This window comes from Sphingomonas sp. IC-56 (assembly GCF_021043375.1).
Lineage (GTDB): Bacteria > Pseudomonadota > Alphaproteobacteria > Sphingomonadales > Sphingomonadaceae > Sphingomonas.
In genome coordinates this window covers 103,579-117,038 of the sequence record NZ_JAJNDV010000001.1, presented here as the reverse complement: position 1 = coordinate 117,038, position 13,460 = coordinate 103,579, and the positions used below count along the sequence as shown (strand labels likewise).

The 13,460-nt window shown below is 63.9% G+C and carries 10 protein-coding genes; 5 read left to right on the top strand and 5 right to left on the bottom strand.

Going from position 1 to position 13,460, the window contains the following annotated elements:
• Window positions 1-16: 16 nt before the first annotated feature.
• A complete protein-coding gene (locus LQ953_RS00600; RefSeq protein WP_231028520.1) occupies window positions 17-1,732 on the top strand; it encodes a TnsD family Tn7-like transposition protein in 1,716 nt (571 codons plus the stop codon).
• A 575-nt stretch (window positions 1,733-2,307) separates the two neighbouring features.
• On the opposite strand, the gene LQ953_RS00595 is transcribed toward LQ953_RS00600, so the two are convergent.
• The 5 genes from LQ953_RS00595 to LQ953_RS00575 all read right to left on the bottom strand — a co-directional run bounded on the left by LQ953_RS00595 (window position 2,308) and on the right by LQ953_RS00575 (window position 8,240).
• Window positions 2,308-3,177 carry an HpcH/HpaI aldolase/citrate lyase family protein gene (locus LQ953_RS00595; protein WP_231028519.1) on the bottom strand — a complete coding sequence of 290 codons (870 nt, stop codon included), beginning with the start codon at window positions 3,175-3,177 and terminating at the stop codon, window positions 2,308-2,310.
• Between the two features lie 46 nt (window positions 3,178-3,223).
• Window positions 3,224-3,979, bottom strand: a complete 756-nt coding sequence (locus LQ953_RS00590) for a 3'(2'),5'-bisphosphate nucleotidase CysQ (protein ID WP_231028518.1) — start codon at window positions 3,977-3,979, stop codon at window positions 3,224-3,226.
• Window positions 3,961-5,874, bottom strand: a complete 1,914-nt coding sequence (gene cysN, locus LQ953_RS00585; RefSeq protein WP_231028517.1) for a sulfate adenylyltransferase subunit CysN — start codon at window positions 5,872-5,874, stop codon at window positions 3,961-3,963. The genes LQ953_RS00590 and cysN overlap by 19 nt, the downstream gene beginning before the upstream one ends.
• Window positions 5,874-6,827, bottom strand: coding sequence for a sulfate adenylyltransferase subunit CysD (gene cysD / locus LQ953_RS00580; RefSeq protein ID WP_231028516.1), 954 nt, complete (start codon window positions 6,825-6,827; stop codon window positions 5,874-5,876). The genes cysN and cysD overlap by 1 nt, the downstream gene beginning before the upstream one ends.
• A gap of 96 nt (window positions 6,828-6,923) precedes the next feature.
• A complete protein-coding gene (locus LQ953_RS00575; RefSeq protein WP_231028515.1) occupies window positions 6,924-8,240 on the bottom strand; it encodes a UDP-glucose dehydrogenase family protein in 1,317 nt (438 codons plus the stop codon).
• Window positions 8,241-8,740: 500 nt separating this feature from the next.
• On the opposite strand from LQ953_RS00575, the gene LQ953_RS00570 reads away from it, so the two are divergent.
• From LQ953_RS00570 to rpsU, 4 genes are all read left to right on the top strand, one after another.
• Window positions 8,741-10,120 carry an EAL domain-containing protein gene (locus LQ953_RS00570; protein ID WP_231028514.1) on the top strand — a complete coding sequence of 460 codons (1,380 nt, stop codon included), beginning with the start codon at window positions 8,741-8,743 and terminating at the stop codon, window positions 10,118-10,120.
• Window positions 10,117-12,543, top strand: coding sequence for an ATP-binding protein (locus LQ953_RS00565; RefSeq protein ID WP_231028513.1), 2,427 nt, complete (start codon window positions 10,117-10,119; stop codon window positions 12,541-12,543). Before LQ953_RS00570 ends, LQ953_RS00565 begins: the two co-directional genes overlap by 4 nt.
• Before the next feature lie 72 nt (window positions 12,544-12,615).
• Entirely contained in the window at window positions 12,616-13,002 is a 387-nt protein-coding gene (locus LQ953_RS00560; protein WP_231028512.1) for a response regulator, read from the top strand.
• A 185-nt stretch (window positions 13,003-13,187) separates the two neighbouring features.
• Window positions 13,188-13,394 (top strand): 30S ribosomal protein S21, encoded by a 207-nt coding sequence (rpsU, locus tag LQ953_RS00555; RefSeq protein ID WP_019368605.1) that lies wholly within the window; start codon window positions 13,188-13,190, stop codon window positions 13,392-13,394.
• Window positions 13,395-13,460 lie beyond the last annotated feature (66 nt).

Here is a 13,460-nt window from a genome sequence, read left to right as displayed (position 1 = left end):
CGCAGGGCTCGCCTACATGCCGGAGCGCCTTCCCGACGAACTGCTCTTCAGCTGGCTAAGCCGCAGTCACGTCCACTACGGATCGCCTGATCCGGTGACGTTCACCCGCTCGCTCTTCGGCTCGAAGAGGATGGCCTCGTCCTACGACTTGCCGGGGAACCTGCGGCTGCTTTCGTCATGTTTGCCGACGCGCACCGACCTGGCAGCGGAGATGATGCTCTGGGAAATGACCCTGTTCCCCTACTACGCCGCGTTCGCAGATCGTGCGAACCGCGACGCGGCCATGGCGGCGCTGATTGAGGGGGAAGGAGCCCAGGGTAGGGCCCTCCTCGGGATGAACGCGCGGAGCCACAAGTTATCGGCATTTCGATTCTGTCCCGAATGTCGCGACGAAGATATTGCGGAATTCGGCGAAACCTACTGGCGCCGCGCCTTTCAGGTAGAGGCTGCACTGGCGTGCCCGAAGCACCAAAGGATGCTCTTGGCATCGGATTGCCAGCTCGAGGGTAAGTATCGCTTCCAGGCCGCGACTCGTGAGAACTGCCGCGATGACGCGGTCCCTGTTTCAGTAGCGACGGATGCAGGGGTTATCGAGCGCCTGGCAAGACTTACGTCCGCGGTGCAGCACCTCTTGGTGCTTCCTCCGGCAGCGATGTCGAGGACGGAACTCAGGGATGATTACAGGCGACGTTTCGCCGACGTGGGCATCGCCCGCATGCGTGGCGACAAGTATAGTGCCGCGCTCAATCAAGCGATGGTTGAGCACTGGGGAGGAGCGCTTGCCTGCTTGGGCTCGCAGGCGGAGATCGACGAGAAGGTGCCTTGGCCTACGCGGATGGCGACATCGAGCTACGGCCATTCGGTCGTTCGCCATCTGCTGCTGAGGGGCTTGCTCGATGCTGCCCAGGATGGGCGATTCGGACGTGACCGCCCCTTCGGTAACGGACCATGGAATTGTGAGAACCCGCTCGCTGAACACCGAAGGCAACCAACGATACCGACTTGCAAGCTGGGCCGGAGCTATGCTGGCGGCGGGCGCGCCGGCATCTTCGAATGTTGTTGCGGTTACGTCTACACGCGCAGATTGATGCCTGACGGCTCCATCAAGCAGCCGGCACGGCAGAGTTGGGGGCCACTTCTGGAGCCGTACCTTCGAGAGTGCGCATCCAACGGCCTTGACGCGTCCGTCGCCGCCGTGAGGCTCGGCTGCACTCCGAAAACCGTGCGGAGCCTGGCGGCTCATTACAATATGGACATGGGTGCGTCACGTCAGGTGTATCGAAATTCTTGGGGGTCTAACCATGTTGATGGGCCTCGGCGTCGTAAGTCCAAGCCGCGAGCGACTGACGCCCAAGGCAAGAAGCCGGGCAAGCGCGGCCGCGACTGGGGGGCTTTCGATTCCGACCTCGCAGTTCGACTGGCTGCCGCGAACGCAGAGATCCTGTCGGCAGACCCTCCCATCCGTGTAACGCTGGAAGCACTGGCGGCTCGGATCGACGAGTGGCCCGCCGCAATATCGAGCAATCTGCACCGCATGCCTCAAGTCGCGGGATTCTTGCGCGCGGCAATCGAAACGAAGCGAGAGTGGGATACTAGGCGAGCGAAGATGGTCGTCCCTTTTCTCCGGGCGAACTGGGATAGCGTGTCGAAATTGGAGCGTTTGCGGCTGCTTGCGAGCCCCGGCGTCCGCCAAAGGCGCGCATTGGATCGAGCGGCAGGCGATCCGTGGTAAGACTCTATTGGCTCAGATCAGATTGGAGTGAGGAAGATTTTCGGTCCGCTTTCTCGACTGTGGGAAAACTTTTGAGCGGAACCGGTCGCAATGGGGGGCGGCGTAGCCAGCGGCTCAGTGGGAGTTCTTTATTGCACTTTTACACGTAGCTTGGTGCTGGTTCCCCGGCGCAGGCTGGGGCCCAGTTGCAATGGTGCCCGAGATGGTGGTCCGCCCTTGCGAATGCGCCGAAGCTGGGCCCCGGCCTTCGCCGGGGAACTAGTTTAGCCTTCTCTTCGTCACCCCCGCCTTGAGCCGGGCCCCTCTGCCTTGCGCCAGTAGAAGAAGAAGCGGGATCCCGGCTCAAGGCCGGGATGACGGCAGCGGTTATCCCGTTGGTTTCAACGCCGCCTGAAACTCGGGGCGATGGTGGTCGCCCTTGCGAGTGCGCCGAAGCTGGGCCCCGGCCTTCGCCGGGGAACTGGTTTGCCCTTCTCTTCGTCACCCCGGCCTTGAGCCGGGGTCCCTCTGCCTTGCGCCAGTAGAAGAAGAAGCGGGATCCCGGCTCAAGGCCGGGATGACGTAAGAAGGAGAGGCTAGCGGCGGAGGGCGAGGACGGCTTGGGCGCGCTTCAAATGGGGCATGTCGAGCATGGCGCCGTCTAGGCCGATCGTGCCGGCGCCTGGATTGGCGGCAAAGGTCGCAACGATGCGCTCGGCCTGGGCGAGTTCCTCCGCTGAGGGCGAAAAGGCGCGGTTGATCACCGGCACTTGTTCGGGGTGGATGGCCATCATGCCCTTGAAGCCTGCACGCCGAGCGCGTGTGGCGACTTTCTCCAGGCCTGCCAGGTCGCGGAAGTCGCCGTGGATGGTTTCTATCGCGGTTACGCGCGCCGCCGCCGCCCCCGCCAGGCATAGCGAGCGGAACAGCTGGTAGGGGAACTCATACTCACCGGCCTCGTCGCGATTGTCGCTGGCGCCGAGCGCGGCGGCGCTGTCTTCCGCGCCCCAGGTGAGCGCGGACAGGCGCGGGCAGCCGGCATAGTCGCCCAGGCCGAACAGGGCGGGGGCGGTTTCGGTGGCGATGGCGATAGTCGGGATCGCGCCGAGCGGCAGGCCGGCTGCGGCTTCGAGGGCGGTCAGGTAATGGTGGAGCCGGTCGGCTTCGGCGCGGGTCGCCTTGGGCAGCATGATGCCGTCGGGCCGCGCCTGCACGATGGCGGCGAGATCGTGAATGCCGTGCTCGCTATCGAGCGGGTTGATGCGGACCCACCAGGGCTGGGGGCGCTCGGCATTGGCCAGCCGCTCCGCGACATGGGCGCGCGCTTCGGCCTTCTTCTCCCAGGCGACGGCGTCTTCCAGATCGAGCAGCAGCAGGTCGGCGGCGCTGGAGGCGGCGCGGACCAGCTTGCGTTCGGAATCGCCGGGTACGAACAGCAGCGAGCGGGCGGACAGGGTCTGGGTCATGCAGCCAGACGTAAAGCCCGGCTGTGGGCGCGTAAACCGTTGTGGCTTACCGTTGCGCTTCCCTACAGGCGCGTATTGCGTCCAGTACTGGCGCTGCCCATTCCTTGCGGCAGATCAGCAGGTCGGGAAGGTTGGTGTCGGGCTGGTTGTAGACGATCGGCGACCCGTCGATCCGCGACACGTGCAGGCCCGCCGCGAGCGCGACCGCCGCTGGCGCGCAATTGTCCCATTGGTGCTGACCGCCGGCGTGGAGGTAGATCTCGGCCTCGCCGCGCACCACCGCCATCGCCTTGGCGCCGGCCGAGCCCATCGGGACGGACTGGGCGCCGATCGCCTGGCCGACATCGACACAGAGCGGGACGGCGCGGCTGCGGCTGACGAGCATGCGCGGGGGCTGGTGCGCGGGCGCGAGCGCGGGCGGGTTGGCGCTCGACAGGGTGATCCCGAGCCGCGGGAGGGCAACGGCACCGACGGCTGGAGCGCCGTCGATCGCCAGCGCGATGTGGACGGCCCAGTCGCCGCGGCGCTCGGCAAACTCCTTCGTGCCGTCGAGCGGGTCGATGATCCAGACGCGCGAGCGGGTCAGCCGGGCAGAGTCGTCGGCGGATTCTTCGGACAGGATGGCGTCGTCGGCGCGGGCGGCGCGCAGCTGTTCGAGGATGCATGCGTTCGCCTCGCGATCGCCCCGGGCGCCGCTTGCGCAATCGGCCTGGATGGCGAGCAGGAGCTCGCCTGCCTGGGTAGCGAGCGCGGCTGCGAGGCGCGCATCGTCGTGCAGGTCGGTCATAGCGTCGGCGACCATATGCCCATGATTTCCTCCACGATCCGCTCTGCTGCTTCTTCGGGCGTGCAGCGCGTCGTGTCGATACGGATTTCCGGGTTGAGCGGCGGCTCATAGGGGCTGGAGATGCCGGTAAAGTGGGCGATCTCGCCGGCACGCGCCTTTTTGTAGAGGCCCTTCACGTCGCGCGCCTCCGCCGCCTCCAGGGGCGTGTCGATGAAGATCTCGAAGAACTCGCCTTCGGGCACCATCGAGCGGGCGAGATCGCGTTCGGCCCGGAAGGGCGAGATGAAGGCGGTCAGGACGATGAGGCCGGCGTCGGTCATCAGCTTGGCGACTTCGCCCACGCGGCGGATATTCTCGATGCGATCGGCGTCGGTGAAGCCGAGATCGCGGTTGAGACCATGGCGGACATTGTCACCGTCGAGCAGGAAGCTGTGCTTGCCGAGCGCGTGCAGCTTCTTTTCGACCAGGTTGGCGATGGTCGACTTGCCCGAGCCCGACAAGCCGGTGAACCAGAGCAGGCGGGGCTGCTGGCCCTTTTGCGCGGCATGGGCCTCGCGGGTGATCTCGGTGGCTTGCCAATGGACGTTCTGCGCGCGGCGCAGCGCGAAGCTGAGCATGCCGGCCGCGACAGTGGCGTTGGTCGCCTTGTCGATCAGGATGAAGCCGCCGAGATCCTGAGAATCGGCATAGGGTTCGAAGACGAGCGGGCGATCGGTGGCGATCTCGGCGACGCCGATGTCGTTCAATCCCAGCGTCTTGGCGGAGGTTTTTGCCAGCGTGTTGATGTCGATGACATGCTCGGGCGCGCGGACGACGGCGCTGACCGTCTGGGTGGTGAGCTTGAGCCAATAGGCGCGACCGGGAAGCAGGTCTTCGCCATCCATCCATACGATGGTGGCTTTAAACTGGTCGGCGGCCTGGGGCGGCATGTCAGCGGCCGCGATCACGTCGCCGCGCGAGCAGTCGAGTTCGTCGGCGAGGGTGAGGGTGACGGACTCGCCTGCGCCTGCCGCTTCCCGATCGCCGCCGAACGCGACGATGCGCTCCACGCGGCTGGCGCGGCCGGAGGGAAGGATCCGGACCGGGTCGCCTGGGCGCACGGTGCCGCTGGCGATCAGGCCGGCAAAGCCGCGGAAATCGAGATTGGGGCGGTTGACCCATTGTACCGGCATGCGGAACGGCTGGGCGCGGGCGGCTTCTACCTCGACCTCCACCGTTTCGAGATGGTCGAGCAGCGCGGGCCCTTCGAACCAGGGCATGTTTGCCGATGAAGCCGCGATGTTGTCGCCCTTGAACCCCGAGATCGGGATCGGGGTGAACGCTTCGATGCCGATCGACTGCGCAAAGGCCGTGTAGTCGGCGACGATGTCGGCATAGGCCTGCTGGTCGTAGCCGATCAGGTCCATCTTGTTCACCGCCAGGACGATGTGGCGGATGCCGAGCAGGTGGCAGAGGTAGCTGTGGCGGCGAGTTTGCGTTAGCACGCCCTTGCGCGCGTCGATCAGAATCACCGCCAAGTCGGCGGTCGACGCGCCGGTCACCATGTTGCGGGTGTACTGTTCGTGGCCGGGCGTGTCGGCGACGATGAACTTGCGCTTCTCGGTCGCGAAGAAGCGATAGGCGACATCAATGGTGATGCCCTGTTCGCGCTCGGCGGCGAGGCCGTCGACCAGCAGCGCGAAGTCGATCTCCTGCCCTTGCGTGCCCAGACGCTTGCTGTCGGCCTCCAGGCTGGCGAGCTGATCCTCGAAGATCATCTTGGAATCGTAGAGGAGGCGGCCGATCAGCGTGGACTTGCCGTCATCCACCGATCCGCAGGTGATGAAGCGCAGCAGCGACTTGTTCTGGTGCTGGTGGAGGTAGCTGGAAATGTCGGACGCGATCAGCGCGTCGGGGCGATAGGAGGCCATCAGAAATAGCCCTCCTGCTTCTTCTTTTCCATGCTGGCCGCTTGGTCATGATCGATCGCGCGGCCTTGCCGCTCGGAGGTAGTGGTGAGCAGCATTTCTTGGATGACCTGCTCCAGCGTCGAAGCTTCGCTCTCCACTGCCCCGGTCAGCGGGTAGCAGCCAAGGGTGCGGAATCGCACCGAACGCTCCACGGGCGTTTCGCCAGGCTGGAGGCGGAAGCGGTCGTCGTCGACCATCAGCAGCATGCCGTCGCGCTTCACCGTTGGGCGCGGAGCCGCAAAGTACAGCGGCACGATCTCGATCTGCTCGGCGAGAATGTACTGCCAGATGTCGAGCTCGGTCCAATTGGACAGCGGAAAGACGCGGATGCTCTCGCCCTTGTTCTTGCGGGCGTTGTACAGGCGCCAGAGCTCCGGGCGCTGGTTCTTCGGGTCCCAGCGATGCGAGGCAGTGCGGAAGGAAAAGACGCGCTCCTTGGCGCGGCTCTTTTCCTCATCGCGCCTGGCGCCACCAAAAGCTGCGTCGAAGCCATAGTGATCGAGCGCCTGCTTCAGCCCCTCGGTCTTCCACAGATCGGTGTGCAGCCCGCCATGGTCGAAGGGATTGATGCCGCGCGCGAGCGCGTCGGGGTTCTGGTGGACAATCAGGTCCATGCCGGCCGCCTGTGCGGCACGGTCGCGCAACGCATACATAGCCTGGAACTTCCAGGTCGTGTCGACGTGCAGGAGCGGGAAGGGGGGCGGCGCGGGATAGAAAGCCTTGCGCGCCAGGTGCAGCATGACCGCGCTGTCCTTGCCCACCGAATAGAGCATCACCGGACGCTCCGCCTCGGCGACGACCTCCCGCATGATGTGGATGCTCTCCGCCTCCAGCCGCTGAAGGTGGGTGAGGGCGGGTAAGGAAATCGGTTCGCGAGGGGCGCTATGCGCCGGAACGGCCTGGGACTGCAGCATGCCGCCGATCTAGGAACTGGCCCGAACAGCGGCGATCTAGTTTATGTTTAGCTGGCAATACTCGCAGGCAGTTCCGGCGCTTTGTCGCCTGTGCGCTCAGTCGCGCTTGGGCTTGCCTACCCCCACCAGAGTCAAACCAGCGCGCTCGGCTTCAGCGGGCGGATAGATGTTGCGCAGGTCGACCAGCAGCGGCGTCTTGAGGACGCCAGCCATGCGCTTGAGGTCGAGTGCGCGGAACTCGTCCCACTCGGTGACGATCACCAGTGCGTCAGCGTCCTTGGCGGCCACATAGGGGCTGTCGCAGAAGTCCACGTCGTTCAGCATCGGCCGGGCCTGCTCAACGCCTTCGGGGTCATAGGCGCGGACCTTGGCGCCCGCGTCCTGCAAGGCGGCGATGACCGACAGGCTGGGCGCGTCGCGCATGTCGTCGGTGTTGGGCTTGAAGGTGAGGCCGAGCACGGCAACGGTCTTGCCATGGGCGTCGCCCCCCATCGCCTTGATGACCTTGCGACCCATGGCGCGCTTGCGCGCGTCGTTCACTTGCACGGTCGCTTCGACAATGCGCTGTGGCGCTTCGAAATCTTCTGCAGTCTTGAGCAGCGCCAGCGTGTCCTTAGGGAAGCAGGAGCCGCCATAGCCTGGGCCGGCATGGAGGAACTTGCCGCCAATGCGGTTGTCCATGCCGATGCCGCGCGACACCTCCTGCACATCGGCGCCGACTGCTTCGCACAGGTCGGCAATTTCGTTGATGAAGGTGATCTTGACTGCGAGGAACGCGTTCGCAGCGTATTTGATCAGTTCGCTGGTGCGGCGGCCGACGAACACCACCGGTGCGTTCTGGTTCAGGCTCAGCGGACGGTAGATCTGGCGCATCACTTCGCGTGCGCTCTCGTCGTCGGTGCCGACAACGACGCGGTCGGGCCGCTTGAAGTCCTCGATCGCCGCGCCTTCGCGCAGGAACTCGGGGTTGGACACGACCTTGGCGCCGCTCTGGGGCGCAACCTCGGCAAGGATGCGTTCGACTTCATCGCCGGTGCCAACCGGGACGGTGGACTTGGTGACGATGACGCTGGGCTTGGTCAGGTTTTCGGCGATTTCGCGCGCCGCGGCGAACACATAGGACAGGTCGGCATGGCCGTCGCCCCGCCGGCTCGGCGTACCCACCGCGATGAAGATCGCATCGGCATCCTTGACCCCTTCGGCGAGATCGGTGGTGAAGGACAGGCGGCCCGCACGGACATTGGATGCGACCAGTTCGGCAAGGCCTGGCTCGTAGATCGGCATCACATTCTGATGCAGCAGCTCGATCTTGCGTGCGTCCTTGTCGACGCAGACAACGTCATGGCCGAAGTCCGAGAAGCAGGCACCGGAAACCAGGCCGACATAGCCCGTGCCGATCATCGCAATACGCAACGCAATTCCCCTTGGGGTGAAGGATCAGTGCGCCCTTAACGAACCGATGCCGCAGGGCAAGGGGAGGCGCAGGGCAGGAACCTGCCAACCTTGGATATCGTTGCACACGGGCAACAAAAAAGCGGCCTTTCGGCCGCTTTTCTCAAGCCCGGAATAGGACCGGTCGTCGAGGGGCTCCGTTAGGAACCACGACGCACCGGCCCGAGGCGTATGCTTCAGAACGGACGGATGTCGTCGCCGCCGCCGTCTTTGAAGAACGAGAAGAGGAATGCGAACATGAAATTTCTCCCATCGAGCGCCCCGTGGTGCGCAGGAACATCGTTAACGCGGCCTTAACCCTATTTCAATCAGGGTTTTTGCGGAGGAAGGGAGCGTTCGCCCGCTCCTTTGCGACTTAACGGTTCCTTCAACGCTGCGATTGTAGGGAGTGGGGCATGTCTCGCGGGCCGTGCACATCGTCAGACCTTGAGGAGGCCGATCCGGCAATTGGACGGCAAATCATGAAGTTGGTTGCGCCATGTCCGCCGGCGCAGATCGACGAGGGAAGCGCCGCAGCCATTGAACATGTGGATCGCCCTTTTGCCGAGACCGCTCCAAGCTGTCTTATACAGGGACCTGGGGCGGTGAAGAAAATCGCCGTGCCGCATCGTTACCGAGCGCTTTGCTTGTTCGAGATCACCAACTTTGTGATCCTGCGGCGGCATCTTGGCCGGGAAGAGGCCGAACGATTGATACCAAGTTTCATCCGAGTCATCGCGGATCAGAGTCCCGACATCCGTCTAACCGCCACCGGCCGTGCTACCGCCGAGCTGTCATTCGAGTGCGATGATCCCGAACATGCATCCCGGACGGTTGATCTGCTGAGAAGCTGCTTGCCCCTGATGGGGGTGGGCGGAGGATCATATCCGGTGAGCACTCGTTTCGGCCTGGCGGTTGCGCCCGGGCGAAACTGCGACGAATTGCGCCTGATCGAAGCCGCGGAAGCCGCGCTCGACGAAGCCCGATCGCAGGATCCCATTGTGGTGCGCGATCTCTCTTGTGCTGAGCTAGCCTTTGATCGCCTCGCGATGATGCGTGAACTGCCGCGTGCGATTGCGCGCGGGGAGATGTTCATCCACTATCAGCCAAAGGTGCATGTGCGGCGGCAGAAGGTTGCCAGCGCGGAAGCCTTGCTGCGTTGGCATCACCCCACGCACGGGCTGATCGCTCCGGGGGATTTCATCGGCGTCGCCGAGGAAGCGGGCGAGATCGGCGCGCTCACCCTTTGGACTATGCGGCGCGTTATCGAGGATCAGAAGCGGCTTGCCGCCGCAGGGCACGACATCCCGCTGTTCCTGAACATCTCCGGCATGCTGCTGGCGGATGCCGCCTTTGTCGCTGAGGCATGCGAGATCGTGTCAGGAAGCGACGCCAAGCTCGGCTTCGAAATCACGGAGACGGCTGTGATTCGCGATCCCGAAAGCGCCATTCGCCACTTGCAGAATTTTGCGCGCATCGGCGTGCAGCTTGCGATCGACGATTACGGCGCTGGTCTCTCGTCCCTTGCCTATCTCAAGCAGTTGCCGGCGCGTGAATTGAAGATCGACAAGATGTTCGTTCTGCAGCTCACCTCGAGCAATCGGGATCCGCTGATCGTCCGATCCACCATCGACTTAGCGCATGCTCTGGAAATGGAAGTGACTGCCGAGGGTGTGGAGACGCCATCGGCGCTGGCTCTTCTCAGTGTGATGGGGTGCGACATGGTGCAGGGCTTCCTGATTTCGCGGCCTGTGGCGCTCGATGCCCTGCTCACGTTCCTGCATGAAGACGCGCACCTGACGAGCGGGGTTGGGGGGCTGTCTCCCTTTGCGCGACCCGAAAGCTTCTGGAAGCGCGCGTGACGCGCTGGGGCTTGGTCCTCGCCCTGGTTGCCGCTGTTGTGGCAAGTCCCAGCCGCGCAGCGCCGGGCCAAGCCGAGAAGGCCGTGGAAGCCACCATCGCGGCGGCCAAGAGCAGCATGGTTGCCGACCCGCAGCAGGCACTGTCCCGAGCGCAGGAGCTGGAGTTGCAGGCGCGGGGTCTTGGTGACCGCCGGGAGCGTACCGTCGCGCTCGCAACCGCTCGGTGGCTTTCCGGCGAGGCCTGGCTGCGATTGAACGAAACCGAACGGGCGGGGCCTTTGCTGGCCGATGGACTACGCCTCCTCGAATCTTCTGGGGACTATCGAAAACTCCGTGGCGACTTGCTGATGAGCCAAGGGGCCTTTCTGGCTGGTTCTGGGAAAGCGGCGCAGGCGCTGATGAATTATCAGGCGGCGCACCGCATCTTCTCTGCTGCTGGCGAGGGCAGGAGTGCCGCGATCGCCTTGCAGAATATTGCGATGCTGTATTCTGCGGCGAACGACTTTGCCAGGGCTGAGCGCTACTATCTTCAGGCGGCACGGACCTATCAAGGCGATCCGCTGCTTTTGCTGTCGCTGCGGAATAATCTCGGCAGCTTGTTCCTTCGGGCAGACCGGTATGCGGATGCCGAAGCGCAGTTTTTGCGGGCCTTGGCCTCGGCGCGTACGCTGAAGGATAGCGCCCTCGAAGTGCGAGTCCTCAGCAATCTCGCCCGTGTTCAAATAGACCTGGGAAAGTTGAAGCCAGCACAAAGCACTATCGATCGGGGTCTGGCCCTCATCAAGAACGCGGACTCGGTAATGCGACGTCAGTTTCTCGTAAGTGCCGCATGGCTCTCTTATGGACGGCGAGAACCAGTCCGCGCTACCGAGCTCTTGCGTGAAGCGTTCGACGGTGTAGATATCACCACTACAAACGCCGATTACAGAGTTGCGCATAGCTACGCGCATAAGATCTTCAGAGGAGTCGGCGAACCGGCGCTGGCTTTAGCGCATCTTGAAGCGTTCAAGCGGCTGAACGACGAGGCTGCCAAGGTGGCGATCACGACCAGCGCGGCGCTGATGGCGGCCCAGTTCGACTATCAGGGGCAGCAGCTCACCATCGAGCGGCTGACCAGCGAGCAGTTGCGCAAGACCGCCGAGTTCCAGCGTACCTTGTTCCTCAGCCTCGGCGGGGCGACGCTCGCGGTGATCGCGATGCTGAGCTGGGGGTTGATCACCATCCGCCGCAGCCGCAACCAAGTGCGCAGGGCCAATGTGGTGCTCCACCACACCAACGTGGCGCTCGAAAAGGCGTTGGCAGCTAAGACCGAGTTCCTCGCCGCGACCAGCCACGAGATTCGTACCCCGCTCAATGGCATCTTGGGGATGACTCAGGTGATGCTCGCCGATCCGGCTCTCGCGAGCGACGTTAGGGAGCGGGTCGGGCTGGTGCACAGCGCGGGGCTGACGATGCGCACGTTGGTTGATGACATCCTTGATCTCGCCAAGATGGAAACCGGTAATCTCGCCGTCGATCTCCAGCCGATGGATCTTGGCGTTACGCTGCGGGAGGCCACCAGGCTCTGGGAAGAACAAGTGACTGCCAAGGGGCTGACGTTCCGTCTGGACCTTGGCAAGGCTCCGGGCTGGATTCTCTGCGACTCGGGCCGCGTTTCGCAGATGCTGTTCAACCTCCTGTCGAACGCAGTGAAGTTCACCGCCACTGGTAGCATCACCGTGCGTGCGCTGGACGACAGGGCGGGCAGCCTGCGGCTGGTGGTCGCGGACACCGGCATCGGGATTCCCGCGGATAAGTTCGAAGATGTCTTCGAATCCTTCCGCCAGGTCGATGCCAGCACGACGCGCAAGTACGGTGGCACCGGCCTTGGCCTCGCCATCTGTCGCAACATCGCGGAAGCCTTGGGTGGTAGCATCCAAGTCGAAAGCATCGAAGGCGAGGGGACGCAGTTTATTGTCACTTTGCCGCTGATCCCAGCTACGGCGCCTGCGCAGGAACAGGTGAAGCCTGCGTCTCCGGTACTGCTGGTCGACCGCAACCCTATCGCGCGCAGCATGATGCGTGCCTTGCTGCAGCCGCACGGCCTGCCTCTGGAATGTGCTGCCGGCTTGGAGGAGGCGCTGGCGGGGCTGCGAAACGGCAATGTCGTCGCGGTGGTGATCGACCAGGTGGTGCTGACGGCCCAAGCGGGCGGCGCCGTTGCCGCCGTCGGAACGCTGGCCGCAGCGTCGAAAGACCAGCCTATTATCGTTCTGCGATCGAAACTTGATCCCGACGCGGCGGAAAGCCTGATGCAGGCCGGCGCGAACCAAGTTCTTGAAAAGCCTATTGCGGCAGAGGCTTTGGTGGCGGCGCTTTTGCGGCAAGGCGGGCAGGGCGCGGATGGGGAAGCCCACGGCGCGCTTGTTTCGCGCGCCGCCTAGCGCAATAGCGTCCATCAAGACAATCAAGAACAAGGTCGCTTTCGTGAACGCTTCACCCGCTGTCGCCTGCCAATGAACATCCTTTTCATCGAGGATGATCCTATGAACCGTCGCGTCGTGAAGGACATGCTCGACGTGGCCGGCGCTACCATGGCCGAAGCGAGCTGGGCCGAGGAGGGACTCGGCATGATCGACGCCGAAACCTTTGACGTGGTGCTGGTCGACCTGCGCATGCCCGGCATTGATGGGTTTGAGACGATTCGCCGTATCCGGGGGCGCCCCGATGCCAAGGCCGAACTCCCGATCATCGTCGTGACGGCAGACACTGCGCCGGATCTGTGGGATCGTTGCATCGCGCTGGGCGCCGACGACATCCTGTTCAAGCCGGTTGCCATGGACGCGCTGTTCGACTCGATCGGGCGTGTGCTGGCGATCCGTGGCGGCGGCATGATCGCCTGATCTCGTCACGGGCCGGCGCGGCTGCGCCGACCTGCGTCAGAGGGCAGAGATCGCTGGAGATGGGCTCGATTGCGCCAGTCTTTTCTTGAAAACAACAGCGGGTGCTGTTACTTGCCCGCCCACGACGCCGGGGCCAAGGTTCCGGCGACCCTTGCTATTGGTTAAGATCGGAGCTGTACGGCCTCATGCAAATCATCGTTCGCGACAACAATGTCGACCAGGCGCTGCGGGCGCTCAAGAAGAAGCTGCAGCGTGAAGGCGTCTATCGCGAGATGAAGCTGCGCCGTCACTACGAGAAGCCCAGCGAAAAGCGTGCACGCGAGCGTGCAGCAGCTGTGCGCCGCGCGCGCAAGCTCGAGCGCAAGCGCGTCGAGCGCGACAGCGCACGGTAACATCGTTGCGCGTTCCCGCGGTCCCCATAAGGAGCCAGCGGGTAATGTGATGAAGTTGAGCGGCGG